Genomic DNA, 25,944 nt, shown 5'->3' on the forward strand with positions numbered 1-25,944 from the left:
AAACGTTACTGTTCAGCTTTGCTTTTTTGTAAATTTTATTTTTGCGCAGCCCTTACAATGAATTCAGGAAAAGGCATTTAAAATGAGCAAAAGAAACTCCATGAACACTCTGGCGAACCTTGCTTTGCGGATGATGGCAGCTCAATTTAACCTGAGGCCTTCGCTCCGGGCGTATCTTAAAAGTACGGACGGATGGACCAACTTCACGATCGGCCTTACGACAGAAACCGGAACGGTGGAGCAGGCCATCGTATTTCATGATGGGCGCGTCAAGGTTATCAAAACAATCCCGGACAACGCCGATGCCGTGATGCGTTTTATAAATGACGAGGTTTTAAAAGAGATCGTCAAGATCACCCCGAACGAGATGCTCAACCTCGCTTTAAAAAACAAAATCATCCTGGAAGGGAACATGGCCTACCTTCAGGCCTTCAACTTCTTCATTTCGCTTATCATGGGTAAAAAACACCAGAAAATGCTCGATAAGATCAGACGGGAGGAGATGAAGACCAGGAAAGAAGAGTACGGAACAGAGAATACCGGCCTGTCCCAGGAGATCAAAAGCAGGTCGGAATACAGAATGAAAGCCACAGCTGAAAATGATCTCGGTGTCAGATACCTCGATGACCCGTACCTTTCTGAGTACAGCATTGATGATTTTCCGCGCATAAAAAGACGGCTCGATGAACTCTTAAGCACCAAACCTGAAATCTCCTCGGAGAGACCGCGACTTCTTACACGCTGGTACAGAAAAAACGGCTTTGAGGTCGACAAAGAGGGGACCCCCTGGTTCCCGGAGCTGCGTCAGGCACATGCCTATAAATATGTCATGGAAAGCAAAAAACCGGTCATCCGCCCGGAAAGTCCGATCGCAGGGACCTGCGCTCCGGAGGATGTTGCGGTCATGATCTACCCGGACACAACAGGTACCATGATATGGGGAGAACTCGGATCCATCGACAAACGATTCCTTAATCCCTGCACGATTTCAAAAAAGACAGTCGAGGAGCTCCACGATATATACCCCTTCTGGGCAAAGAGAATTACCAGAGAGTGGATCCGCTCTAAATTCGATTATCCCCTCTGCCAGAAGATTGACGAACGGGCCGTTGCCTCATTCAACTTTAAGACCGTATCCATGTCCCATGTCATTCCCGATCTCTTCACGATCATCAATGAGGGGACCCACAGCATCATTGAGCGAATACGCCGACAGATAGACACGCTCCAAGAGAGCGAAACCGATCAGTTGAACACCCTGCAGTCCATGATCATCTGCCTGGAGGGGCTCAACATCTACGCAGAAAATCTCGCCGGTGAAGCGCTCAGGCTTGCAGAAATTGAAGAGGACCCGAACCGTATAGAGGAGCTAAAGAAACTCCATCACATATGCATCCAGGTGCCCGCGCACCCTGCCCGGGATATCGATGAGGCAATCAACGCCTTCTGGATCTTCTGGGTTGGCCTTGTGATGGAAAACAACAATGTATCGCTTTCGCCGGGTCGGCTTGATCAGGTCTTTCAGCCGTTCTTTGAAAAAGGGATGGAAAAGTTGTCCTCAAGCGCGGAAAAGCAGGTGTTTACAGAACATGTCATTGAACTTTTCTGTTTCTACTTTATAAGAAATGCCGAACACCAGAACCTGGTGCCCGATGTGGCGAACTATCTTTTCAGCGGCAGCCATGCCGAGACGGCCATTACTGTAGGCGGGGTAACGCCTGACGGGAAGGATGCCGTCAATGATATGACTTACATCCTTCTGAAAGTCACAGAAATGCTCAGGATGAGAGACCCCAACATGAACGCGAGATTCAAGGTCGGAGTCAACAGCGACACCTATCTCAAGCGACTCTGCGAGGTCAATTTCATCACCGTTGCGACCCCCTCCATGCACGGGGATGATGCGGTGATGGAGGCACTCAGCCAAAGCGCCGATAAGATCGAAGACATACGCGACTGGGCGGCCACCGGATGTGTTGAGATAACCATCCCAGGAAAGCAGGGAAACCATGCGGGGGCAACCTCCATCAACATGGTGGCAGGTCTCGAGATGGCGCTGAACAATGGCTATCATCCCTTAATGAACTGGCATCTCGGACCGGAAACAGGGAAGATTGAAAACGATGATTTCACGTCCTTTGATGCGTTTTATGACGCCTTTGCCGCACAAACGAAATTCATCATAGATCAGACCATCATGTTCAACAATATGGCGGCAGAAGCATACGCCTACTTAAGGCCCACGCCGTATCTCAGCGCCGCTATCCAGGGAACCATTGAAAAAGGGAAGGATGTGACCCATGGCGGCGCAATCTACAATACGTCCGGCACATTCAACATAGGTCTTTCTGATGTGGTCGATTCCATGATGGTGATAAAAAAACTCGTGTTTGAGGAAAAGAAAATCACCATGAAAGACCTGAAAAGAGCGGTTGATTCCAATTTTGAAAACGATGCCGCGCTTCACACAATGGTGATGAACAAAGTCCCCCGTTTCGGTTCAGGGAGCGATGAAGCGGTTGACATGGCCAACCGCGTGGCACACCTGATTCACACCTGCTACAAATCCACAAAAAATTTCCGCGGCGGCGACTATACCGTGGGATTCTGGTCTGTGGCCCAGCACAGCGCCTACGGCGCTCTCTCCGGGGCGATCCCATCCGGCAGGCTGGCCTATAGCCCCTTCACCCCGGGTCTTACGCCGCATCCATCCGCCTCCATGAACTTTCTTGACAACATTCGGGACGTCGCAAAGATGAACCCGCATTATATGGATAACAACATCGCCTTTAACGTAAGACTCGTCCCCGCCGAGCAGGATTCACACGAAAAAACGGTGGATACGATGTTTTCGTACGTGAAGACATATTTTGAACAGGGCGGGATGCAGATGCAATTCAATATCGTCAAATCGGCCGTCTTGAAAGATGCGATGGTGAATCCGGAACATTATAAAAACCTGCTTGTCCGGATCTCGGGATACAACGCCTACTTCATCCACCTGTCGAGGGATATGCAGCTTGAAATCATAAACAGGGCGGAATTCGGAATATGAAAAGCAGTCCACTGATACTGGAGATAAAGGGCAACGCCCTGGATGACGGACCGGGGATACGCACGGTTGTGTTTTTCAAGGGATGCCCCTTGAATTGCGTCTGGTGCCACAATCCGGAAAGCAAAAAGAGAGGCGTTGAACTATCTTTTGATGCAAACGGGTGCATCGAATGCAACCACTGCATAAACGCATGTGCCGCGGGTTCATTGTCTCGAGACAACCCCTTCTTTATTGACCGCGACAATTGCACCCTCTGTTTTGAATGCGTCGAAGCGTGCCCTTCAGGCTCGATGAGCAGGGTGGGCGCCCCCATGACAATTGATCAGATAGTCGAAAAGGTAACAAAGGACAAAGCGTTTTTCGACACATCAGGCGGCGGCGTGACACTCTCCGGTGGAGAACCCACCCTTGATATTCCCTTTACCTCAAAACTGATGAAAGAACTGAAGAAAAAAGGCGTACATATTCTCATAGAGACATGCGGCTTTTTCAATTTCGACTCATTCAAAGACCTTATCTACCCCCATGTGGACATGATTTACTGTGATATAAAACTCATGGACCCTGAAGAACATAAAACGTTCTGCGGCGTCTCCAATGATCAGATTCTCAGGAACTTCATCATGCTCAATAAAGAATACAGCAAAGGGGGTGTCGAAATCATTCCACGCACCCCGTTGGTCCCTGACATTACAGATACAGAGTATAACATCTCAGCTATTGCGAACTTTTATCGTGAGAATGGAGTGAAAAAGGCCGCACTGCTGAGTTACAACCCCCTCTGGCATGAAAAAAACAAGAAGGTGGGCGTTAAGAACCCATACAGCGAGATAAAAAAGATGTCTCACTGGATATCGAGGGAGAAGGAGGATGCCTGCAGGACAATTTTCAAGAATGCCGGTATAGAGGTCGTGTAGGTAAACCACGACACCTGCAGCTCTGGTGCCTTGAATATGAATGCACTCGACGCGTGACATATCGGGGTTAAACAGGTCAGATCACCGAACCCGAAGCGCAATTGCAAACCCGCTTTCAAGGTGGCGCCACCTTGCCGGAGGCATTGCTTTTTGTATTTTTATTTTTCCCGGCACCTTACGCATCGAGGCCACAAAAGAGACTTTTTGTAGAGATTCGTAAAGGATAAGGGAAGGTCGGTTGATGAATAAAAAAAAGCGCTTTCCATCGGTAAGGATGAAAAGCGCTTTTTTTGTTCACCATCGTATTTTTGCAAGACCCGGCCTCAAACCACGCAGGCGTTCAAACAAACGCTGGGGTCCAGAGCCTTCCTTCCTACAAAAACATAAAAGCAAGAACCACCACAACCGTTGGCGTAATAGCTGCCAGAGCGAGCTTTCCAGGGTTCACGCCATTTTCGAAGTACTTTTTCAAAATGGCCTGTCCTGCAGGGTTTGGCGCGTTGGCAATGACCGTCATCCCCCCACCGGCAACCGCCCCTGCCACCACGGCATATTTCAAGGGATCGGTAAAGTTGGGGACCAAGGTGCTTAGAAAGGTGATGGCTGCGTTGTCGTTAAAAGCCGTGAGCACCGTCGCACAAAGCATCAGAGTCGTTTCACCCAGATGGCCCAGAACCGGGGCAATCCACCATGCCTGCACCCCGCCATGAATCACCAGACCGCCAAGGAAAAAACCTACCAGAAGGGCCGGTTTCAGGTCGACGCGATTCTGAAACGGTGAGGTCACCTGGGCAAACCCCAGGAAGAACAGCATGCCACAGACAAACAGGGCCGGGTAATGCGCATTAACAATGGTCCAAACCATAAAAAGAACATGAATCACAACCACCCAGAGTGGGACCGGGTCATCGCGCTTGTCCCATTCAGGGTCATAAAAATCAGCTCGCTCCTCTTCCGGCATCAGGCCGGGGATGGTTTTTCTCATCTCGCGGCGTCTGATCTCATCAAACCGCTCGTCAAAGGCTTCCCTCACCAGCTCAGGGTCCGTCCCTTTTCTCGTGATCTGATCTTGCAACTGCGCCCTAAGACGGGTCCGGGTCTGTTCTTTAATTTTACCGTACGCCTCTCTGAAGGTTTCGCTGAATTTCAGCTTATCGCTGATGATGTGCTCTAAGTCACTGAATTCGACCTCAAGATTTTCCCGTGTAAAATATTTCTTCCCAATGCGTTCCTTGAGACTGGCGAGCTCGAATTTTTCCTGCAAAATATTGAACTCGTTTTTAAAAATCAGGAAGTAGAAAGTATTGGAAATCAGGATACCAATCAATGCTTTCCAACCGAAATGGGTGAACATATGGGCCATCCCCCAATGCCAGGGGCCGGCCACCATCAGTACCGGGGGTGCCGCAAAGTGTGTCAGCGTCCCCCCAACAGAGACGTTCACAAACAACAGGCCGATGGTGGCGTACTTGAATTTCTCACTGGGGTTCAATTCATAAAATTTTGCAGATAACAGAAGCGCCGAAATGGTCATGGCGGCAGGCTCCGTAATAAATGAACCGAGCAGGGGCCCAATCGTAAGGATGGTGAACCACCACGCAATAAGCGTCCCACCGGCAAGGTGAGCAATTCGCCACATGAACCCTTCGGCCAGCTTCAAAATCGGCCGGGTGGATGCCAGGGTCATGATCACCACAACAAACATGGGCTCAGTGAAGTTCACCTTGTGGCCCAGATAGTTCAGCACAGTATGCCAATCGTAAAAGAAGAAAATAGCCAGTGCCAGGGCAATCGCCCAGATCCCGAAGACCACTTCCACTTCCCCCAAGAAATGAAACAACCTCGCGCCATGGCTCACAGAGTATTTATCCGCTTCCCCGCATTTGATCTTTTCTTTGTGCTCATGCTCCCATCGATGGGCAACGACGAGAAACTTTCCTGCCAAAAAGGTGTGAATGATGGCAAAGAGAAAGATCAGGCTCGCCACCAGGTTAAAAGGCTCTTGCACCACTCGCCCTTTCAGACTCTCCAGAATCCCAGAGGCATGTGCGTCTCCGTAGGAATCCAGGGCTCTGGGAAATACCTCACCTCCTGACACGCCGTGTCCTCCTGGCACACCGTGCCCCCCACCACCACCTGCGGCATAAACCAGGGAGGCCATCATCATCAATCCAAGCGCTAACAAACCAATACGTACCAGCTTTTTTCTCTCCATAACATTACCCCACGTCAGACTTCGAAAATATTTTTTAAAACGGAAAAAGATCTTTTGTACGCCATCGAACCGCATTGTTTCCGCTGAACCATAAAAACAACGAGCCCCAAAGACAGATGGTGTGCTTCACACGAATGAAATAAGGACCCCATGCGTCTTAAAAATCTTTTTCCTTAACCGGTAAACCCTAATTTATCGGACAGGACTGCTCAAGGAACGCTCATATTACAGAGTGAACCTACAACCTGCAGCGTCAGAAGGAATGAACCGTGACGCTGCGTTTCATGACTGAATGGAATTCTCAGGATTTTTTTAGTAATATGCAAGCCCGTTCATAATTTTTTTTTATCATATATTTGCAATCCATAAGACAAAACACCCTATTTATTGATAATTCTAAAGGTGAAAGAAGAGACGAGGGACAGGCGCGATGCGATTGACCTCTACACCAATCTGTGAGACACTCACTGCCTAAAAGTAACCCACCTTATTTATTAGAGATTAATTGTAAAAAGCTCACCAATACATCCTTATTTCTGACATAAAACACCAAGGAGATGAAGCGTATGCCTCGTATTCCCCGGGTGGTCAGGACAGATCCCGACCCAAAGACCGTTTATCATGTGATCAGTCGAACCGCACTGGACGGCCTCCCCCTTTAAGGATTCTGAAAATGACGAGGGGGTACGTGTGATCCGGCGATTTTCCATGGTGCTCCATCGGACACCATGTGCAGACGGGAAACCAGGACGGTTTCCTCTCTCTCTGGATTTCGGGCTGGTTGAGTTCGGTGTGGAGAGCGCTGAGCGACTGAAAAAATACCGTGAAGGTCTCTATCATGCGGGATCGGTGAAAAAACGGGGCAAGGCGTCGATCCGGACGCGGATGTTTCAGTCAGAAAGGGAGAAAAATTTTGAGGTGGATCGAAGCCGACGGTTCAGGTCCCGGACCCGGTATTTTACCGACTCGGGAATCATCGATTCCAAGGCATTTGGTATAAGAACCTACGAAATTTTGTAACTATTCAGCTTATGTAAAGCCAAAAGAGGCGCCGGTGGCAAGGGGTAAAGAAATGGTGCGCACGCACAGGGAAGCATTCAGCTGCCACAAAAAATTTCCTTTTCGATCTCTATATTTTTTTCGTGTCTTTCGTGCTTTTTGTGGTTCAAAAATTATTTAAGCTCTTTTTTAGCTTGCGCACCGCTGAAGTGCCGGACCGATCATCGAACCCGATACGTGTGAAGGCCCCGGTCGTCGTATAATACTGGAGATAAGGTTCAAGAGTTATCTGATAAGGCGTTGTGGCGGGTAAATTTTGTCCCAATAAAAAAGGCCCCTCCGCAGAGGGGCCTTCACGTCTTCCAAATTGGTGCGCCCGGCGGGATTCGAACCTGCGACCTACGGATTCGAAGTCCGGCGCTCTATCCAGCTGAGCTACGGGCGCATAGGGCTATGGGGTGAGCGACGGGGCTTGAACCCGCGACGACCGGAATCACAATCCGGGACTCTACCAACTGAGCTACGCTCACCACAAAAGCAAAAAACTTATACCCGATACCCAGAACCAGATCAAGATAAAACATCGCAAATAAAAAAAACAGGTGTCAGTCCCCTGAAAACCGGCGACAGGCAACGCTCATGAGACGGACGATAGAACCGAAAAAAGGCCATGTGAATCATCGTCTGTAACCTTTGTCGCGGCCAAACGTTCTACTGCACAACAGAAACAAACTCACCCAGAACCATGGGCGGGCCATCCGGTTTCCGGACAGGGACTTCATTCTTTTATTAAGGAGTTTATCATGAAAACGCTACTCAAAAGCTGTTTACTTATTATCACCTTGATTATCATGGGTTCCGGCCTGGCAACGGCAAAGGACCAGGATAAAAAGCAGGACAGGACCCAAGACAAAAAGCAGGACGGATCCTGCGAGATGATTCAAACGGATCTCTACAACCCTCTCCTGGCCTCAGATCAAACCCGAGACAAAAATCACGACGGTGACAAAAATCACGATCACGACGGCGATGGTGGTGATGGCCACGGAGAGGGCGAAGGCACCCACGATAGAGCGCGAGACAAAGAGTGTACCTGACAGACGCCCCCCACCCTCACGGACTTAACCCGGACATTTCATGAGAAACCGCAACACAAAAGGATATACTCTTTTATTACAAAGTGTTGCAGCGAAAAAATTAGGCAATCGAAAAATACAAAATGTCGTTTTCGGTTTTCTGTTCAATTTTCACACCCTTCGGGCGAGCCGAGGGCACCCATCTTCTGCGTTACCAGAGCGTTGAGGTAAACCACTACATCTACCGCTCTGGTGCCTTGAATATGAATGCACTCGACTCGTGAAATATCCGGGTTAAACCAATAAAACCCCCTGTCCGGGGCCATATTCACGCATGATCGGGGCGACACCTGACAAAATTTCCGCCCCAACACATCTCGCAATGCCCCCCATGACATCCTGCCTGCACGAATTCCCAATGCGCCGCACAACCCTCACCGCCCCTTGATCAACACGTTCATAAAGTGTTCCGTGGAGAGACTTAAAGGAAGCTCTTTATTTGTGACGATCCCGATCGAACGGGACGGCAAGGGTTCTTTCAGGTCGAGGATGTGGATGGTTTCATGATCGGTCTCGGGAATGGCATCGGCCATGACGAAACCCACGCCCAGGCCAATGCGGACGAAATCGACGATGAGGTCGATGCTTTCAAGCTCGAACTCCGGAGCGAGGGTCTCTTTCTGGGCGTGGAAAACGGCGTCAAGGTACCGGCGGGTGTTGGTGTTGGGGGTGAGGGTAATAAGAGGGTAGTTTTTCAAATCTTTGATGGATGGGTGCTTCGGGAGCGTTTTCGCGTAGGCGTCTGTGGTGATGGCCACCTCCTGAAACCCCTTGATTTCGGTGATGTTGACGCCCTTGACCTTCATGGTTTCAGGAAGGTTCACCACCCCGAAGTCCATTTTGCCCCCGGCGATGTCCTCCAGGGTCTGCATGGAGGGCTGGTTGGTGATATTAATCTTAATATTCGGATAATCCGCATGAAACTGCTTGATATAATGAAGGAGAAAATAACGGCAGATGGTATCGCTGGCGCCAATCTTCACCTCTCCGAACCCGAGAACCTTGGTGTTCTCGATGTTCCGCTCGCCCGCCTTGATAATGTCATAGGCTTCAGAGATATGAAAAAAAAGCATCTCCCCCTCTTTGGTGAGCTGCATGTTACGCTTGTTCCGAATAAAAAGCAGAATGTTAAGATGATTTTCCAGTAATTTGATGGATTGAGAAACCGAGCTCTGGGTCACAAAAAGGCATTCCGCAGCCCGCGTGAAGCTCAAGTTCTTGGCCGCATGATAAAAAACCTTGTAGAGTTCAAAATTGATATTCATAAATCACCCTGAAATGGTTACAAAACATAATGCTCCAAAAAAAACCTCCGGCGGCAAGGTGACGCCACCCTATCATTAGCACTGATTGTTATTGACGTTATAATTATTAATTACATTTATAAAACAAGCTGTGGTAAGTCAATAGAGTCCTTGGGTTCCGGGGCAAGGGGCGCGCGTCACCTCACCCCCTCTGCCCGCACACTGAATTCAAATGTCACTATGCAGCCTTCAGGTATTCAACCATATATTGTTTCAGGGGTCGCCACATGCCAAACAAGATTAGACGGATCTTTGTTGAAAAGAAAAACAACTTCAAGGTCGAAGCGGATCACCTGCTCTCGGATCTCACGCACAATCTGAACATTGAAGGTGTCACTGATGTCCGCATCATCAACTGCTATGAGTGCCTTGGCTTTGATGACGCCACCTTTGAGCTTGCTAAGACAAATATCTTCAGCGAGCCCAACACCGACGATGTATATAAGGATGCCAGCCGTTTTACCGGGGCCGACTTTGTTTTCAGGATGGGCCTTCTCCCCGGGCAGTATGACCAGCGGGCAGACTCTGCCATGCAGTGCGTGCAGCTCTTAACCGGTGGTGAGCGCCCCCTGATCCGAGCCTCAAAAGTCATTGCGATAAACGGAAAAATCTCCGGGGCGGAGGGGCAAAAAATAAAGACCCACATGATCAACGTGGTGGAGTCCTGCGAGCTGGACCTGGCGATTCCCGAGACCATCGAGATGGACGCAGTGGTTCCCGAGGACGTGATGATCTTTGAAGGCTTTACCGCATTTACCGAAACAGAGCTTGCCACCTTCAAGGACGCCGAAGGTTTTGCCATGAGCATGGGGGACATCCTCTCCTGCCAGGTGTACTTCCGGGACACCGAAAAACGAAACCCCTCCATCACCGAGATGAAGGCCATCGACACCTACTGGTCGGATCACTGCCGTCACACCACCTTCATGACCGAAATTGAAGAGGTGACCATCCAGCCGGGTGACTACGCCGAAGAGATCCAGAAAGCCTACGACCTCTACCGGGCAGACCGGGTCACATGCGGGGCGAAAAAACCGGAATGCCTCATGGATCTTGCCTGCATCGCCGCCAAGTCCCTGAAGCAGGAGGGATACCTGAAAGACATCGACGTCAGCGAAGAGATCAACGCCTGCAGCATCAACGTGGATGTGGACGTGGACGGCGAAAAAATTCCTTATCTGGTGATGTTCAAAAACGAAACCCACAACCACCCCACGGAGATCGAGCCCTTCGGCGGCGCGGCCACCTGCCTGGGCGGTGCCATCCGTGACCCCTTGTCCGGCCGATCCTTTGTTTACCAGGCCATGCGCATCACCGGCGCGGCAGACCCCCGAACCCCTTTTGAAGCGACCCTTCCCGGCAAGCTGCCCCAGCGCACCATCAGCAAGCGGGCCGCCCACGGTTACAGCTCCTATGGCAACCAGATCGGCGTCTCCACCGGCTTTGTCAAAGAGTATTACAACGACCGCTTTGTGGCCAAACGCATGGAAGTGGGGGCCGTCATTGCCGCCACGCCCAAAGATCAGGTAATCCGTGAGGTACCGGAACCCGGCGACATCGTCATCCTGGTGGGCGGACGCACCGGACGCGACGGCTGCGGCGGGGCCACCGGCTCCAGCAAAGAGCACACCGAAGAGTCCCTGGCCACCTGCGGAGCAGAGGTCCAGAAAGGCAACGCCCCGGAAGAACGAAAAATCCAGCGCCTCTTCAGGCATGAAACCGTCTCTAAAATGATCATCCGCTGCAACGATTTCGGTGCAGGCGGCGTCTCCGTGGCCGTGGGTGAGCTGGCCGACAGCATCGACATCTTCCTGGACAGTGTGCCCAAGAAATACAACGGACTGGACGGCACCGAGCTGGCCATCTCCGAGTCCCAGGAGCGCATGGCCGTGGTGGTCAGACGCGAAAACGCCGAGGACTTCATCCGCCTGGCCGGCACAGAAAACCTGGAAGCCACCGCCATCGCCAATATCACGGACACCGGTCGCCTGAGGATCCAGTGGCGCGGCACGTGGATTATCGATGTCTCCCGTGCCTTCCTGGACACCAACGGCGTCAGCCAGTCCACCCGCATCGAGGTGGAGTCCCCCGAACAAGGGTCCCCTGTCTTTAATAAAAAGAAGACCGCGGACCTCGCTGAAACCTGGATCAACACCCTGGCCGATCTCAACGTGGCCAGTCAAAAAGGCCTGGTCGAGCTCTTCGACAGCACGATCGGCGCCGGCTCCGCCCTCATGCCCTTTGGCGGCAAGACCTACCAGACCCCCACCGAGGGCATGGCCGCCAAGATCCCTGTCGAAAGCGGAGAGACCCACACCGGAACCCTGATGGCCCACGGATACAACCCGGAGCTGGCTATCTGGTCCCCCTTCCACGGCGGCCTCTACGCCGTGGTGGAGAGCGTGGCCAAGGTGGTCGCCATGGGCGGCACCTACCAGGACATCTACCTCTCTTTGCAGGAATACTTTGAAAAACTTCGCGGGGAAGCCGTTCGCTGGGGCAAACCCTTTGCCGCCCTCCTCGGCGCCTACCGCGCCCAGAAAGAGTTCAAGATCGGCGCCATCGGCGGCAAGGACTCCATGAGCGGTTCGTTTAAAGACTTGGACGTGCCCCCCAGCCTTATCTCCTTTGCCGTCTCTGCCATGGACATGAACCACCTCATCACGCCGGAGTTCAAGCTGGCTGACTCCCGGGTTGTCATGATCCAGGCAAACCGGAACGCAGCCGAGATCATCGACTTTCAGGACCTCAAGGAAAAATACGACCTGGTCACCCGGCTCATGGCCGAAGGCCACATCATCAGCGCTCACACGGTCAGCAAGGGTGGAGCCGTGGCAGCGATCTCCAAAATGTGCTTCGGCAACACACTGGGCATGGACCTGAACCCCGAAATCTCAGCCGAGATGTTAACGCATGAGGCCATTGGCTCCCTTGTTCTTGAGGTGAGTTCCGAAAAAGAGCTTGCAGAACTCTTCACCACGGCCTATGTCGACTTAGGTATGGTCACTGAAACCGAAACCATCACACAGGGCGATATGAGCCTGGCTTTGCCTGACCTCATCACCGCCTGGGAAGCACCCTTGAACGAGATCTTCGAGATCAAAGAGGACCACCAGGGACCCATCGACACCTTATGTCATACGGTCAAAACCATCCATGTAGCCAAACACAAGGTGGCGCGTCCCAAGGTGATCATCCCCTCGTTTCCCGGCACCAACTGCGAGATCGACACCCAGCGTGCCTTTACCCGCGCAGGAGCCGACGTAGAGGTGGTGGTCTTTAAAAACCTCACCGCCGCCTGGGTGGAAGAGTCCATCGCCACCCTCGCAGGCAAAATCGGCGGCGCGCAGATCATCGCCCTGCCCGGTGGGTTCTCCGCAGGGGACGAACCCGAAGGGTCCGGTAAATTCATCGCCTCCATCTTCAAAAATGAGCGGGTCAAAGAGGCGGTTCACGGCCTCTTAAACGATCGAGACGGTCTCATGCTGGGCATCTGCAACGGCTTTCAGGCCCTGGTCAAACTCGGCCTGCTGCCCTACGGCGAGATCCGTACCTTAGAAGAGACCGCGCCCACCCTGACCTACAACAAGATCGGCCGCCACATTGCGCGCTACGTGAAGACACGGGTCTCATCCAACCTCTCGCCCTGGCTGTCCGGCACGGAAACAGGTGAGATCTTTGAGTCCCCCCTCTCCCACGGTGAGGGACGGTTCTTTGCCAGCGATGATGTCCTCAAAGGGCTCATCGAAAAGGGTCAGATCGCCACCCAGTACGTGGATGAAACGGGCAACGCCACCTACGACGGACGCTTCAACCCCAACGGCTCCATCTACGCCATTGAGGGCATTACCAGCGCCGACGGCCGTATTTTTGGAAAGATGGGTCACAGCGAACGTATCGGAAGCCATATCGCCGGAAACATCTACGGCAAAACAGATATGAAGATTTTTGAGTCTGGGGTAAAGTACTTCCAGTAAACAGGGACGATTAAAGGATTCACAATGAATTGCGACAAGTTTAAAGACGAATGCGGTGTTCTGGGAATCTTCTCAAAGACAAGCCGGAACCTTTCACGCCGGGTAGCCTTCGGACTCATCTCTCTACAGCACCGAGGCCAGGAGAGCGCAGGCATTGCCGCCTACGATGAGGGCAAAGTCCGTCACTACAAAGAGATGGGCCTGGTCCAGGATGTCTTCGACAACGACATCTTAGATGGCCTGACCGGCACCATCAGCGTGGGCCACGTGCGCTACTCCACCACCGGAGAGTCCCACGTCTCCAACGCCCAGCCCCTGGTCATTAACTACCGGGGCGGGAGCATCGCCCTGACCCACAACGGCAACCTGGTGAATGCCGATAAAATCCGGGACAAACTGGAAATTTCCGGCTCCATCTTCCAGACCTCCATCGACACCGAGGTCATTGCCAACCTCATCGCCAAAAATTACTCCCTGGGGTTTAAAGAATCCATCCTCAAAACCGTTCGGGAGATCAAAGGCGCCTTTGCCCTCGTCATCGTCTGCGAAGGCAAACTCATCGGCATACGAGACCCCAACGGCCTGCGCCCCCTGTGCATCGGCAAACTTCCCGACGGCGGCCTGGTCCTCTCCTCAGAGAGCTGCGCCCTGGACGTGGTCGGCGCCGAGCTCGTGCGGGACGTTAAACACGGCGAGATGGTCATCATCGATGAAAACGGCATCGAGTCCATCATCTATGACGACAGCCAGCGCGTGGCCCACTGCATCTTCGAATACGTCTACTTTGCCCGCCCCGACAGCGTCATCGACGGCGTCAGCGTCTCCAGCTCAAGGCGATGTGCCGGAAAAACCCTGGCCCAGGAACACCCCGTAGAGGCCGACATTGTCATCGCCGTGCCCGATTCCGGCATCGACGCCGCCATCGGCTTCGCCCAGGAGTCCGGCATCCCCTACGGTATCGGACTCATCAAGAACAAGTACATCGGCCGAACCTTTATCCAGCCCGATCAGGAATCCCGCGAGCTGGCCGTTCGCCTGAAACTCAACGTGCTTAAAGAGAACGTGAAAGGCAAAAGAGTTGTGGTGGTCGATGACTCCATCGTTCGCGGCACCACCAGCCGCAAGATCGTCGATGCCCTGAAAAAAGCCGGGGCCACCGAAGTCCACATGCGGGTCAGCTCAGACTCTGTAAAATTCCCCTGCTTCTTCGGCATTGATACCCCGAACCGCCAGCAGCTCGTGGGCTCCTCCAAGAGCGTTGACGAAGTCAGAGACCTCATCGGCGCCGACTCCCTGGGCTACATCAGCGTGAAAGGCCTCCTGGCCTCCGTGGGCAAAACCAACTGCGATATGTGCACCGCCTGCTTCGACGGCGACTACCCCATGGACGTCCCCGAAGAAGTCGACAAACTCATGTTCGAGTAATAGCTTTGCCTCCGGCGGCGAGGTGGTGCACCTCGCCGCCGGAGGCTTCTTTAATAAAATACCCTCCCCAAAAGGATAAAAATATGAGCGAGAAGACAAAACTGACCTATGCAGACGCTGGCGTGGACATCAAAGAAGGTGCCGCGGCTGTTGAAAAAATGAAAGCTTACGTCCAGGAGACCTTCACCAAAGGTGTGCTGGGCGGCCTGGGCGGTTTTGGCGGGCTGTTTGAGCTGGACCTGGAAGGATACCGGAAACCCGTTCTGGTCTCCGGGACCGACGGGGTAGGCACCAAGCTGAAGATCGCTTTTTTAACAGACGTCCACGACTCCACCGGCATCGACCTCGTGGCCATGTGCGTCAACGACATCCTGGTTCAAGGGGCAAAACCCCTCTTCTTCCTCGACTACATTGCCACAGGCCGCATCAGCTCCGATAAGGTAGCCGACATCGTGAAAGGCATCGCCGAAGGCTGCAAGCAGTCCGGGGCCTCCCTCATCGGCGGGGAGACCGCCGAGATGCCCGGATTCTACTCCGATGACGAATACGACATCGCAGGTTTTACCGTGGGCATCGTGGAAAAAGAAAAAATCATCGACGGCAGCAAGATCAAAGACGGGGATGTCCTCATCGGCCTGCCCTCCACGGGCATCCACTCCAACGGCTACTCCCTGGTGCGAAAGCTCTTTTTTGACGTGCTGAACATGAAGGTCAGTGACCCCGTGGAAGAGCTGGGCATGACCCTGGGCGAGGCCCTGATCACCCCCACCAAGATCTACGTCAAAGAGATCCTGGAGATCCTTGCCCACCACAGCGTAAACGGCATGGTCCACGTCACTGGCGGCGGCTTCACCGAAAACATCCCCCGGGTCCTTCCCGAGGGCCTCGGCGCCGATATCAACATGGGCAGCTGGGAGATGAACCCCCTCTTTCCCCTCATTCAGGAAAAGGGCAACGTCGACGAGTCCGAAATGTTCAAGACCTTCAACATGGGCATCGGCTTTATCCTCGCCGTCGACCCGTCTGAAGCCGACGCGATGATGAAAACCATCGAAAAAATGGGCGAAAAAGCTTACACCATCGGCACCGTCACCCAGGGTGAAGGCATCCGGTATATCAAATAAAAAAATGCCTCCGGCGGCAAGGTGAGCCACCTTGAAAGCATCTTGCGAAAGCGCTCTGCCCCTCGTTCCTCGGGGCAGAGCGCTTTCGCCTTTTTAGCTGAAAGGTAAATCCAAGAGCTACCGTCGCGGGAAAAAAGGAACAAAAAGCGCCCCCCCATTCTTCAGCCCTATCCCTTGCAAAATATACTTTTTCGATCTAATGACAATGAGTAACCACTTGCTGCCCTGCCCTTTACCATCAAATTAATGAACAAAGCTCGCAAAGAAGAGCAAAGGATCAATAAGATCATATGGGGATTCGTTGCTTACGAAAAGGCGGGGACTCTTGAAGGGGTTCTCAAGCAGGTGAAACCATAACAGGAGCGTCCCATGAATAAACGCTGTCTGCTCATTATTTTCCTGATGGTCTGTTTTCTTTTTCCCATCAACGCAGGTGCCACCCCGAAGATCTCTTCCGGAGAGACCGTGCAGAAGGAAAGCGGGATTATTTTTCATGGCAACAAAAGAAGTTTCAAATTTCATGCCCCGGATTGCCGTTACTACCACTGTAAAAACTGCACGATTATTCTTCACTCTACGACCGAAGCCAAAGAGAAAAATTTCTCCCCCTGCAGCCTGTGCAAACCGCTGTACTATGCCCAACGGCACGCTGAGAAAAAAATAAATCACAGCGACAAGAGCACTGCGCCTCTCCCTGCGTCGATGCCTTCCTCCGCCGGATTGCGGGCTAAACCGAGTTCACTGCCTGGGAGTGTCACGTGCAAGGAACTGCACTACCGGTGTGTAAGGTTGCAAGAAAAATATAAAAGTACAAAAGCAATGCCGGCGGCAAGATGAGCCAATGTATGATTATTTGTAACTATTCAGCTATCCATTTTTTCTTTATGACCCCGGCCTGACAGCACCCTACGCTTTTCGTCTTCCCCGCGCAGTTAGAAGGTGCGGGAGCCGCACCCTACGCGGTGATGAAAAGACGTGACGTATTGGCATTTGAATCTTTCTGTCATTTGCCTCGAACGATCGGGCGAAGGCAAGCTGAATAGTTACGATTATTTATTTGCAGCAGCCTGAAGCAGTGACGTGGGAGATGGAATTCATAAGGTTGAAACGATATCAAACATGGAGGCAGAGCCTCCGGGGTGCTTTCCCAGGCGAGGCCTGGGAACGAGTAAAAGGTGCATGCGTTATCAGCCGCAGCCCCTCACCCGCCACGCGAATGCGGACGCCTTTCATCCCGAAATGACGACACCCGAATCGCATTCGCAAACCCGCTTTCAAGGTGGCTCACCTCGCCGCCGAAGGCCCGCTTTTCACCTTTTTTCTATCTTCTACTACATCGACTCCCCGGCTGCCTGCCCGGAAGCCCAGGCCCAGTGGAGGTTGAAGCCGCCGAGTTGGCCGGTGACATCGAGGAGTTCGCCGGTGAGGTAGAGACCGGGGGTGAGGCGGCTCTCCATGGTTTTGGAGGAGACGTCTGCGGTATCCACGCCGCCTGAGGTGGCTTCGGCTTTGCGCATGCCCTCGGTGCCTGAAGGGGTGATGCGATAGTCATGGATGAGCGACACGAGGCGTTCTTGATCCTTAAGGGTCAGTTGGGCGATCTGCTGACCGCCCAGTTTGGCGGGGACAAGGGCGGTGGCGAGGCGTTCCGGGAGGATTCGAGAGAGCAGGGTACGCACCAGGGGTTTGCCCCCGGCCTCAACCAGGAGGGATTCGATGCGGTTCCCCGGCAGAAAATCAACGGCCATCTCCTGGCCTTTTTCCCAATGACAGGAGGCGTGAAGGGCCACGGGACCACTGAGGCCCTTGTGGGTGAAAAGGAGATTTTCGGTGAAGCTTTTGCCGCCGACGGTCAGGCGTGCGGGCAAGGCGATTCCGGTCAGACCTTTGAGCTTCCAGTCACTGGGGAGGGTAAAGGGGACCAGGGCCGGACGCGCCGGGATGATGGTGTGCCCAAACTGTTTGGCGAGGCGATGCCCCATATCGGTGGCACCCACCTGGGGCCAGGCCGGGCCTCCCAGAGCGATGAGGCAGGAGGCTGCCGTGACCTGTCCCTTTTCAAGGGTCACCTGAAAGCCGTCTGCCTGGGTTACCCCTGTGATCTCGCTGTCCAGGCGTAGAACTACCTTTGCCTTTCGGCACTCCAGGAGAAGGGCCTCCACCATGTCTTCGGCAGAATCCCGGCAAAAGAGCTGACCATGCTCCCGCTCTTCCCAGGGAATATCATGGTTCTCCACAAAGGAGACCACATCCCAGGGACTCAGGCGCGCAAGGGCTGATTTCACAAAATGGGGGTTGCGGCAGACGAAATCAGCCGGAGTCGCCTGAAGGTTGGTAAAATTGCATTTGCCACCGCCTGCGATAAGGATCTTGCGACCGGCTTTTTTCCCATGATCGATGACACACACCGATTTTCCGCGCTTTGCGGCGGTCATGGCCGCCCACAACCCCGAAGCGCCTGCTCCGAGAATAACGATATCATAATGTGGCATAACGGGTATCCTAGGTAATCATTGAAAGCGGGTTGCCCATTGCATCCCATGCCGTCCGGCACGCGGTGCGGCGTCTGGTTATAGTGTCTGAAAGAGGAAACATCAAGAAGAGAAATAAAGGGGGGCAACCCCATCTATTTTAAGTGAAAAAAATCGAGGGGCCAACGCGAAACCGTCCGAAAAGCCCACATGAGCTTATGCGACCGGACCAAAACAGGATAGACAGCCCAGAAAAGAAGGAAGATAATGGGCCTGGTCTATCCCCCTGAATCGGAAGGAAAAGAGAAAAAAGGTGGAGTCCTCGGGCATGGCCCTTTATAATCTATTGATCCGTCAATTGGAAGGGTTCATCCGGTGAAATTCAGACCCCATTACGGCCGCAAAAAACACTTTTTCATAAAGAGGACGCCTATGACTGTACCCTCAAAATACCTCACCGCTGCCTGGATTATCACATTTTTATTGCTGGCACTGCCCGTCGCCCATGCCGCCTCCAGGGGTCAGGCCGTCTACGTCTCCGCTTACTCTCATATCTACAGCGGAGACAGGAAAAAACCCTTTGGCCTCGCGGTGACGTTAAGCATCCGAAACACCGACCCCCACAGCTCCGTTACCATCACCCAGGTGAACTACCACGACTCCGACGGCAAGCTCCTCACCCGATACCTTGCCACGCCCCTGAATATTGCCCCCCTGGCCGCCACCCGATTCATCGTGAATGAGTCTGACAAAGCCGGGGGCTCCGGGGCCAACTTCATCGTCACCTGGAAGGCCGATGAACCGGTCTCTCCGGTCCTCATCGAATCGATCATGATCAGCACCCGGGCCCAGCAGGGCATCTCCTTCACCTCTCGGGGGCAGGTGATTTGGGACCGATAAATTAAGGGATGATCATTCGAAAAGGCGCCCCACCACCTCGCCACGGCGAGCAGGACGCCTGGAAAAAAAAGCCCCTTTAAATCTCGACCGATTTAAAGGGGCTTTCGAGCTAACCCGCTCAGTTAAGCGGACCGGATGTCTGAATCCATCATGGTTTCCATCCCAACCCTTTTCGCTTGGCTGTGATTCTATTGTCCAGAAGCTCAGCGGCCTCTTCAGGGTTTTTTTCGATGATAAATCGAGCCCCAACCAGGTCTTCAAGGCCCTCGGTGGCGAGGTGAGTCACTGTTTCTGAGCCCAAGATATTGGGCGGATGACCCAGGTGGGTTTCGATGCCTGAGGCCACGGCGTACAGACCGATGGCGGCCGCTTTTTCCGAGTACCACTCCGGTGCGGATGCGGCCACGGGCAGGTCCGAGAGATCCACGCCCAGAGCGTCGGCCAGAAGCGCGCAAAGTTGCAGAATACGTGAGTTGTCCACGCAGCTCCCCATGTGCAGTACCGGGGGAATGCCCAGGGCGCCGCAGACCTCCTTTACCCCCGGCCCTGCCATCTCAATACCTTCCGGTACAAGGAGCCCGGCCTTTCCGGCAGCAGTGGTCACGCACCCCGTCACCAGAACCAGGATATCTTTTTTCAACAGGGCCTTTGCAAGGCCGACATTCATGGAGTCCTGTTTGAACTTGGGGTTGTTGCATCCCACGATCCCCACCACACCTCGAATCTTACCTTGGCGCATGGCTTCAATCAGGGGCTCTGCTGTTCCTCCCAGGGCCGCCAGAATCGCTTCGTTTGAAAATCCGGTCATAATGGGGACAGGGGTATCGGGTATATCAACCCGTGAGGCATCCCTTTCGGCAAATGCATCCACGGCGAGGGTGACGATCTCACGTGCTTTTTCAAAGGCATTTTCAGGATGGATATCAAAGTGTGTGGCCCCGGTGAACCGAGCCTTTCCTGACGTGGTGATGAACCGGGTATGGTAGCACCCCGAGATCTGAACCATGCTGGGCATGATGCACTGATAATCCACCACCACGGCCTCCACAGCCCCGGTGACGATGGAAAGTTCGGTCATCAGATGGTTGCCCGCCATGGGGATGCCCTGGCGCATCAGCAACTCATTGCTCGTGCAGCACAGGCCGCCAATGTTAATGCCCGACGCCCCCTTCTCACTGGCCCGAGCCAAGAGATCCGGCATTCGCGCGGCGGCCAGGATCATCTCCGAGACCACCGGGTTGTGCCCATGGACAAGGATGTTGACCTGATCCTTCTTCAGGACCCCCAAGTTGGCGGTGGAATACGAGGGGCTCGGAGTACCGAAAATAATATCCGAGAGTTCTGTCCCAATCATGGATCCGGCCCAGCCGTCGGCCAAAGCAGTCCGCGCCGCATGAATCAAGGTGCTTGGGGCATCGTTGTCACACCCGATGTGGGTGCGGTGCATCATCTCGGCGATCTCACGATCCACACCCCGTGGGGTCATCCCGAGGGTCTTCCAGATTTCCCGTCTTTTTGCCGGAACCCGACTGAGAAATGACACCTCCTGCTTCCGGCTGCCAAAGTCGCCATAGAGAACCTCCACAAGGTCTCCTGCAATCTCCCGCGTCGGACGACCTTCTGTATCCACCCCCAGCTCTCCGGCAATCCGCACCAACTTGGCTTCATCGCGTATGCCATAATCTGACGTGCCCCCTGTCACCACGCACTCCAAGACCTCAATGAGATCCCTGCCATGGTCAGAATGCCCTGCCACCCCCCCTGCGACGAACCGGCCAAAGTTCCGCGCCACCACCACATCGGCATCCGCACCGCACACGCCGCGCTGCATCTTCCCATCCTTCTTTGAACTGATGCGGCATGGCCCCATGGTGCAGTTCCGGCATGTGGTGCCGAGCTCGCAGAACCGACAGTGGGGAGTCTGCTGCTCCAGGCGATCCCACACCGTCTCAATCCCCTCCGCCTGGGCCTTGCGTATCATCGCCCGGGCGTCTTCCCACATCGAAAGCTCTTCTACCTGTCGTTTTTCCCTTGCCATGCCGACCTCCCTGTTTTCGGTGCCGAAATCTCTTCGAACCCCTTCCGACAAGAGCGTCGGCACCTCTCCATTAGGCACCCACCGTACCATGGGTCTTGCCCTGCTTTCTGTCAGCCAGCCGACATAAGGCACCGAATTTGTGGCCAGCATGCCCACCCACCCGCACGAGCGTCAACGGTCCGGGGTCAGCCTGAGCCTGGGATCATCACCCTGCCAGCTCCTCCAGCCGGGCTGCGTCTTCAACCCGGTAGACCCCCCGGCCCAGCTTTTGAATCACCCCAGAACGGCCCATCTCGGCAAGGAGGGTGGAGGCGGTCTGACGGGACATGCCCAGGTGAAGGGCCAGCTCTTCGATGGTCACGGTCAGGCGAATCACAGGTCCTTCGGGGTCGTCTCGGGTTTCTGAAAGAAGAAAAGCGGCAAGCCGCGTGGCACTGTCCCGAAAAACCAGACTCTCAATAATCTGAAAGGCGTTTTTCAATAGCCCCCCCAACACCCGCAACATGGCCTGGGTGACGGCCGGGGCCTCCATCATCTCCCGGTGAAAAGTGGCCACATCGGTCACCAAAAGGGATCCATCGGTGAGGGCCACCACGTAGGCGCCGGTGTGGCTGCTGTAAATGTCCCCGGGCTCCAGCACCGCAAAGGTGAACTCCTTCTCCTCGTAGGCCCTGTACACGCGCAAACGTCCCGAGGCCACCACAAACACCTCATTGGAGGACGCCTCCGGAAAAGCGATGCTCTCCCCTTTCACATAGCGCCGCCTCCGAAAGGCCTTTTTCATGGCTGCATACTCAGGACGTTCCAACTCCTCAAGCAGACTCACCGTTGAAATTTTCATACCGATCCGGCCCTCCTCACGCTCCAAAGATAAAAACGATTTATCACCCGTTCAAACGAACACCTGTCTTCGACTATCCGCAAAAAGGATTGAATTGTCAACGCAGCGATCCCTTACCACTCCCCGGCAGAACGTTCCCACGAGCCTGTCACGGACGCGAGGAAACATCATGACTTTTGTGCACCAAGGGCCCCTTGATAAACCATCAATCACGGCAAAGATTACATTCTTTTATGCGAATTGCGTTACCTTGTGTTAACACTGTGTTTTCATTATAGATATATTGAATTAGGCTTTACTTGCGTGTATAAAGGTTCCTTAAATCAGATCTTGTTTTTGGGGGTAATCATTTTTATTCGCGGTGCGACAAGCGGTTTGCAGAGGAAGGCTCCCGTTCTCACCCTACCAAGCCGCTAGAAGGAGGCCACATGAGCGATCGATTAGAGCGTGAATACGAACTGAAAAGAGTCGGCGCAGCCGAAGCCATGGCAGGTATCAAATCGGGCGACCGAGTCTTTTACGGGGAGTTCACTCTCTTCCCGAGATTGTGCGATGCCGCACTTGCGGACCGCCGGGACGAACTCACCGGGGTGAACGTGGACAGCGTCTGCTTTACCCAGATGCCCAAGGTGGCCGAGTTGGATCCCCATGGGGAGCACTTCATTCTCAACGACTGGCACTTCGGAGGCATCAGCCGAAAACTCCACCGAATGGGCCGTTGCAACTACATTCCCCTGACCTACCACCAGGGACCGCGCATCATCCGAAAATATCAGGATTACAATGCCGTGGTCGTCACCACCGGTCCTATGGACAAACGGGGATACTTCAACTACGGCATCTCCAACTCGCTGACCCCATCGGCCATCGATAAAGCCAAATGGGTTGTGGTCGAGGTGAATCCCAACATGCCCAACTGCCTCGGGGGAAATCAGGAGTCCATCCACATTTCCCGCATAAACGCGGTGGTGGAGGGTCGCACGGACAAACTCGTTGAGGTCCCGGGTGCCAAGGCATCAGAGGTCGACCAGGCCATTGCCGGTCACATCATGAAGGTCATCGAAGACGGTTCCTGCCTTCAGCTTGGCATCGGCGCCCTGCCCAACGTCATCGGCAACATGCTCGCAGAAAGCGATCTCAAGGACCTGGGCATTCACACCGAGATGCTGGTGGACTCCTGCGTGGATCTCTACGAGTGCGGCAAAATCACCGGGGCCAAAAAAGTCATCGACAAATACAAAATGGCCTACACCTTTGCCATGGGCACCTCCAAGCTCTACGATTTTCTCCACAACAACCCGACCTGCGCGTCCTATCCGGTGAACTATATCAACGATCCCAAAATCATCGCTTTGAACCCCAAGGTGATCGCGGTCAACAACGCCGTGGCCATCGACCTCTACAGCCAGGTCTGCTCAGAGTCTGCAGGCACACGCCAGGTCTCAGGCACCGGGGGCCAGCTCGACTTCATCTTTGGCGCCTTCGGCTCCAAAGGGGGCAAAGGCATCATCGGCTTGAGTTCCACATACACAGACGGCAAAGGGGTGGTTCACTCCCGCATCAACCCCACGCTGACGCCGGGTTCCATCGTCACCCTGCCCCGCTCCATGGTCCAGTACGTGGCCACGGAATACGGCATGGTTCAGCTCAAAGGCAAGTCCACGGTGGAGCGCGCCGAAGCGCTTATCAGCATTGCCCACCCGGACTTCCGTAACGATCTGGCCAACGAAGCCGCCGCCATGGGCATCGGTTAAAAAACAGCCGGTGGTGATAAAAATCGACTGCACACCTTCGATGCGGGGACCCGAAGTTCGGGTCCCTGCATTCAGCCCCCTTTACGTCGGCACCTGCAACATGTCCCCCAGTCCCCGCCGGAAACAAAAGCGCCTTTCAATCCAACCTGTGATACAGTGTGTCATGATGTGACGGTCTCTTTATATGGCCGCAACGCCTGGCCAAACGAACCCAACAGGAAAAAAGCCAAACTGCCATGTTAAACGACCGCGATGACTTTCTCGATGAGACCTTCTCCCACACAGACCTTACCGATCAGGACCTTTCAGGAAGAATCTTTGAATCCTGCCACTTCGAGCACTGCACCCTGTCCAACACACGCCTTACAAACACCACCTTTGAGAACTGTACCTTCGCCTCCTCTTCCCTGATGATGGCCGACGTCACCCGGACCACCTTTGACACGGTCCGCTTTGATGCATGCAAAGTGGCGGGAATCAACTTCAGCACCCTCAACGATTTTTGCATCAATCTTATCTTTAAGAGTTCCAAACTGATCTCCTGCACCTTCACCGGAATGGATCTTCGAAAGACCCCTTTTTCTGACTCTCAGATCGAGGAGTCCAACTTCCGTGAATGCAACCTCAAAGAGTCCGATTTTACCAACGTCTATTTTCGAACCACCACCTTTTCCAACTGCACCCTCTCTGCCGCAGACTTCAGAGGGGCTTCCGGCTTCACCATCAACCCCTGTCACAATGCCCTCAAAGGGGCCAGATTTGACAACGCAAGCGCCCTGCAACTTCTTCAGCCCTTCGGCATCACCCTGGGATAAAAACAGCGCCGGTCTTCATGCTGAGGCCCTGATTCATATCCCTTTATCCAAAGTGGCAAAAAACAACAGCTCCAGAACGAAGGGCCAGCCTGTACGTGGCTCTTTCCAAATAAAACGTGCTATTCCAAGGCACTGTGCCTTTCCCTCTCCCCTTCAAACATGCTACAATGGGCCATTAAAAAACCCTCACAAAACGAGACCGCCCCATGAACATGGTACGATTAATTTACGCCAGCCGCCTGGCGCCCCATGCCGGGCCTCGAGACGTCCAAATCATTCTGGAAACCGCCCGAGCCAACAATCCCGCCAAGGGCATCACAGGAGCCCTCTGTTATAACGACACCTATTTTCTCCAGTGCATTGAGGGGCCTCGCACCGCCATCAACCAATTGTACACATCCATCCTGAGCGATGAACGGGCGGCGGACTCCACCCTCATGGAGTATTCCGATATCCACGAGCGGATCTTTGAGAATTGGTCCATGGCCTACGTGAAAGCCGACGAATTGACGGAACAGATTGTGATGAAATATGGGGCCGACAGGCATTTTAACCCCTATGAGATGAACGGGGAGCAGGCGTTGGGGTTCATGATCAACCTGGCCCGCGAAAAAGATCGTTATCTGGCAACCGTGATTAAAAAATAATTTACCTCAAAGCTCTGATAACGCGGCAGATGAGTGCACCCGGCTCGCCCGAAGGGTGAGGAAATCAAACAGAATACCATGGATTACATTTTGTATTTTTGAAACGACTGGAAATATTACTGCAAAGAACCGTAATTACGAATTATTCCTTAATCCTGATTGTTTTCTCATGAAATATCCGGGTTAGCCCGGATATTTCACGAGTTGGGTGCGCTCATATGCAAGGCATCAGAGCTGAAGATGTAGTGGTTTACCTCAAAGCTCTGATAACGCGGCAGATGAGTGCACCCGGCTCGCCCGAAGGGTGAGAAAATCAGACAGAATAC

Annotated in this window: 17 protein-coding genes and 2 tRNA genes; 12 read left to right on the plus strand and 7 right to left on the minus strand. The window is 53.5% G+C overall.

Annotated elements, in window-relative coordinates; all coding sequences use genetic code 11:
• Positions 1–82 precede the first annotated feature (82 nt).
• Together Q1Q75_RS17070 and Q1Q75_RS17075 are read left to right on the plus strand one after the other, a co-directional pair.
• Entirely contained in the window at positions 83–3,055 is a 2,973-nt protein-coding gene (locus tag Q1Q75_RS17070; RefSeq protein WP_300673064.1) for a pyruvate formate lyase family protein, read from the plus strand.
• Positions 3,052–3,972 (plus strand): glycyl-radical enzyme activating protein, encoded by a 921-nt coding sequence (locus tag Q1Q75_RS17075; protein ID WP_300673065.1) that lies wholly within the window; start codon positions 3,052–3,054, stop codon positions 3,970–3,972. Before Q1Q75_RS17070 ends, Q1Q75_RS17075 begins: the two co-directional genes overlap by 4 nt.
• A gap of 373 nt (positions 3,973–4,345) precedes the next feature.
• On the opposite strand, the gene Q1Q75_RS17080 is transcribed toward Q1Q75_RS17075, so the two are convergent.
• On the minus strand, positions 4,346–6,187 hold the full coding sequence (locus Q1Q75_RS17080; RefSeq protein WP_300673067.1) for a putative Na+/H+ antiporter: 1,842 nt from the start codon (positions 6,185–6,187) through the stop codon (positions 4,346–4,348).
• Between the two features lie 690 nt (positions 6,188–6,877).
• Here Q1Q75_RS17080 and Q1Q75_RS17085 point away from each other — a divergent pair.
• The gene (locus Q1Q75_RS17085; RefSeq protein ID WP_300673069.1) at positions 6,878–7,207 is read left to right on the plus strand and encodes a hypothetical protein; all 330 of its coding nucleotides are present in this window, start codon (positions 6,878–6,880) and stop codon (positions 7,205–7,207) included.
• Positions 7,208–7,554: 347 nt separating this feature from the next.
• Here the strand turns inward: Q1Q75_RS17085 and Q1Q75_RS17090 are convergent.
• Positions 7,555–7,631 (minus strand) — tRNA-Arg (locus Q1Q75_RS17090).
• A 9-nt stretch (positions 7,632–7,640) separates the two neighbouring features.
• A tRNA-His gene (locus Q1Q75_RS17095) sits at positions 7,641–7,716 on the minus strand.
• 273 nt (positions 7,717–7,989) lie between these two features.
• Between Q1Q75_RS17095 and Q1Q75_RS17100 the strand changes: the two genes are divergently transcribed.
• Complete coding sequence (locus tag Q1Q75_RS17100; protein WP_300673071.1) at positions 7,990–8,283, plus strand: hypothetical protein; 294 nt, start codon at positions 7,990–7,992, stop codon at positions 8,281–8,283.
• 413 nt (positions 8,284–8,696) lie between these two features.
• Here the strand turns inward: Q1Q75_RS17100 and Q1Q75_RS17105 are convergent, their stop codons facing one another.
• Positions 8,697–9,587, minus strand: a complete 891-nt coding sequence (locus Q1Q75_RS17105) for a LysR family transcriptional regulator (protein ID WP_300673073.1) — start codon at positions 9,585–9,587, stop codon at positions 8,697–8,699.
• Positions 9,588–9,853: 266 nt separating this feature from the next.
• On the opposite strand from Q1Q75_RS17105, the gene Q1Q75_RS17110 reads away from it, so the two are divergent.
• The 4 genes from Q1Q75_RS17110 (at position 9,854) to Q1Q75_RS17125 (ending at position 16,989) form a co-directional block, all read left to right on the plus strand.
• Positions 9,854–13,603, plus strand: coding sequence for a phosphoribosylformylglycinamidine synthase (locus tag Q1Q75_RS17110; RefSeq protein WP_300673075.1), 3,750 nt, complete (start codon positions 9,854–9,856; stop codon positions 13,601–13,603).
• 24 nt (positions 13,604–13,627) lie between these two features.
• Entirely contained in the window at positions 13,628–15,028 is a 1,401-nt protein-coding gene (gene purF / locus Q1Q75_RS17115; RefSeq protein WP_300673078.1) for an amidophosphoribosyltransferase, read from the plus strand.
• Between the two features lie 83 nt (positions 15,029–15,111).
• Positions 15,112–16,152 (plus strand): phosphoribosylformylglycinamidine cyclo-ligase, encoded by a 1,041-nt coding sequence (purM, locus tag Q1Q75_RS17120; protein WP_300673079.1) that lies wholly within the window; start codon positions 15,112–15,114, stop codon positions 16,150–16,152.
• A 369-nt stretch (positions 16,153–16,521) separates the two neighbouring features.
• Positions 16,522–16,989, plus strand: a complete 468-nt coding sequence (locus Q1Q75_RS17125; RefSeq protein WP_300673081.1) for a hypothetical protein — start codon at positions 16,522–16,524, stop codon at positions 16,987–16,989.
• 494 nt (positions 16,990–17,483) lie between these two features.
• On the opposite strand, the gene Q1Q75_RS17130 is transcribed toward Q1Q75_RS17125, so the two are convergent.
• Positions 17,484–18,644 carry an NAD(P)/FAD-dependent oxidoreductase gene (locus Q1Q75_RS17130; protein ID WP_300673083.1) on the minus strand — a complete coding sequence of 387 codons (1,161 nt, stop codon included), beginning with the start codon at positions 18,642–18,644 and terminating at the stop codon, positions 17,484–17,486.
• A gap of 411 nt (positions 18,645–19,055) precedes the next feature.
• On the opposite strand from Q1Q75_RS17130, the gene Q1Q75_RS17135 reads away from it, so the two are divergent.
• The gene (locus Q1Q75_RS17135) at positions 19,056–19,523 is read left to right on the plus strand and encodes a DUF3124 domain-containing protein (protein WP_300673085.1); all 468 of its coding nucleotides are present in this window, start codon (positions 19,056–19,058) and stop codon (positions 19,521–19,523) included.
• Positions 19,524–19,671: 148 nt separating this feature from the next.
• Here the strand turns inward: Q1Q75_RS17135 and cooS are convergent, their stop codons facing one another.
• On the minus strand, positions 19,672–21,711 hold the full coding sequence (gene cooS, locus Q1Q75_RS17140; protein ID WP_300673088.1) for an anaerobic carbon-monoxide dehydrogenase catalytic subunit: 2,040 nt from the start codon (positions 21,709–21,711) through the stop codon (positions 19,672–19,674).
• Positions 21,712–21,766: 55 nt separating this feature from the next.
• Positions 21,767–22,402, minus strand: a complete 636-nt coding sequence (locus Q1Q75_RS17145) for a Crp/Fnr family transcriptional regulator (RefSeq protein ID WP_300673090.1) — start codon at positions 22,400–22,402, stop codon at positions 21,767–21,769.
• Positions 22,403–22,830: 428 nt separating this feature from the next.
• Here Q1Q75_RS17145 and Q1Q75_RS17150 point away from each other — a divergent pair, with 428 nt between their 5' ends.
• The 3 genes from Q1Q75_RS17150 to Q1Q75_RS17160 all read left to right on the plus strand — a co-directional run bounded on the left by Q1Q75_RS17150 (position 22,831) and on the right by Q1Q75_RS17160 (position 25,618).
• Positions 22,831–24,156, plus strand: a complete 1,326-nt coding sequence (locus Q1Q75_RS17150; RefSeq protein WP_300673091.1) for an acetyl-CoA hydrolase/transferase C-terminal domain-containing protein — start codon at positions 22,831–22,833, stop codon at positions 24,154–24,156.
• Positions 24,157–24,392: 236 nt separating this feature from the next.
• Positions 24,393–24,971: a pentapeptide repeat-containing protein gene (locus Q1Q75_RS17155; protein ID WP_300673092.1), complete on the plus strand. Its 579-nt coding sequence runs from the start codon at positions 24,393–24,395 to the stop codon at positions 24,969–24,971.
• Positions 24,972–25,177: 206 nt separating this feature from the next.
• Entirely contained in the window at positions 25,178–25,618 is a 441-nt protein-coding gene (locus tag Q1Q75_RS17160) for a BLUF domain-containing protein (protein WP_300673094.1), read from the plus strand.
• The last annotated feature ends 326 nt before the right edge of the window (positions 25,619–25,944 follow it).

Origin of the sequence: Desulfoluna sp. (genome assembly GCF_030145185.1) — a bacterium.
Classification (GTDB): domain Bacteria; phylum Desulfobacterota; class Desulfobacteria; order Desulfobacterales; family Desulfolunaceae; genus Desulfoluna.

Coding starts and splice junctions, on each gene's coding strand:
- Q1Q75_RS17070 (WP_300673064.1), top strand. CDS start 83: ATGAGCAAAAGAAACTCCATGAACACTCTGGCGAACCTTGCTTTGCGG.
- Q1Q75_RS17075 (WP_300673065.1), top strand. CDS start 3,052: ATGAAAAGCAGTCCACTGATACTGGAGATAAAGGGCAACGCCCTGGAT.
- Q1Q75_RS17080 (WP_300673067.1), bottom strand. CDS start 6,187: ATGGAGAGAAAAAAGCTGGTACGTATTGGTTTGTTAGCGCTTGGATTG.
- Q1Q75_RS17100 (WP_300673071.1), top strand. CDS start 7,990: ATGAAAACGCTACTCAAAAGCTGTTTACTTATTATCACCTTGATTATC.
- Q1Q75_RS17105 (WP_300673073.1), bottom strand. CDS start 9,587: ATGAATATCAATTTTGAACTCTACAAGGTTTTTTATCATGCGGCCAAG.
- Q1Q75_RS17110 (WP_300673075.1), top strand. CDS start 9,854: ATGCCAAACAAGATTAGACGGATCTTTGTTGAAAAGAAAAACAACTTC.
- purF (WP_300673078.1), top strand. CDS start 13,628: ATGAATTGCGACAAGTTTAAAGACGAATGCGGTGTTCTGGGAATCTTC.
- purM (WP_300673079.1), top strand. CDS start 15,112: ATGAGCGAGAAGACAAAACTGACCTATGCAGACGCTGGCGTGGACATC.
- Q1Q75_RS17125 (WP_300673081.1), top strand. CDS start 16,522: ATGAATAAACGCTGTCTGCTCATTATTTTCCTGATGGTCTGTTTTCTT.
- Q1Q75_RS17130 (WP_300673083.1), bottom strand. CDS start 18,644: ATGCCACATTATGATATCGTTATTCTCGGAGCAGGCGCTTCGGGGTTG.
- Q1Q75_RS17135 (WP_300673085.1), top strand. CDS start 19,056: ATGACTGTACCCTCAAAATACCTCACCGCTGCCTGGATTATCACATTT.
- cooS (WP_300673088.1), bottom strand. CDS start 21,711: ATGCTGGCCACAAATTCGGTGCCTTATGTCGGCTGGCTGACAGAAAGC.
- Q1Q75_RS17145 (WP_300673090.1), bottom strand. CDS start 22,402: ATGAAAATTTCAACGGTGAGTCTGCTTGAGGAGTTGGAACGTCCTGAG.
- Q1Q75_RS17150 (WP_300673091.1), top strand. CDS start 22,831: ATGAGCGATCGATTAGAGCGTGAATACGAACTGAAAAGAGTCGGCGCA.
- Q1Q75_RS17155 (WP_300673092.1), top strand. CDS start 24,393: ATGTTAAACGACCGCGATGACTTTCTCGATGAGACCTTCTCCCACACA.
- Q1Q75_RS17160 (WP_300673094.1), top strand. CDS start 25,178: ATGAACATGGTACGATTAATTTACGCCAGCCGCCTGGCGCCCCATGCC.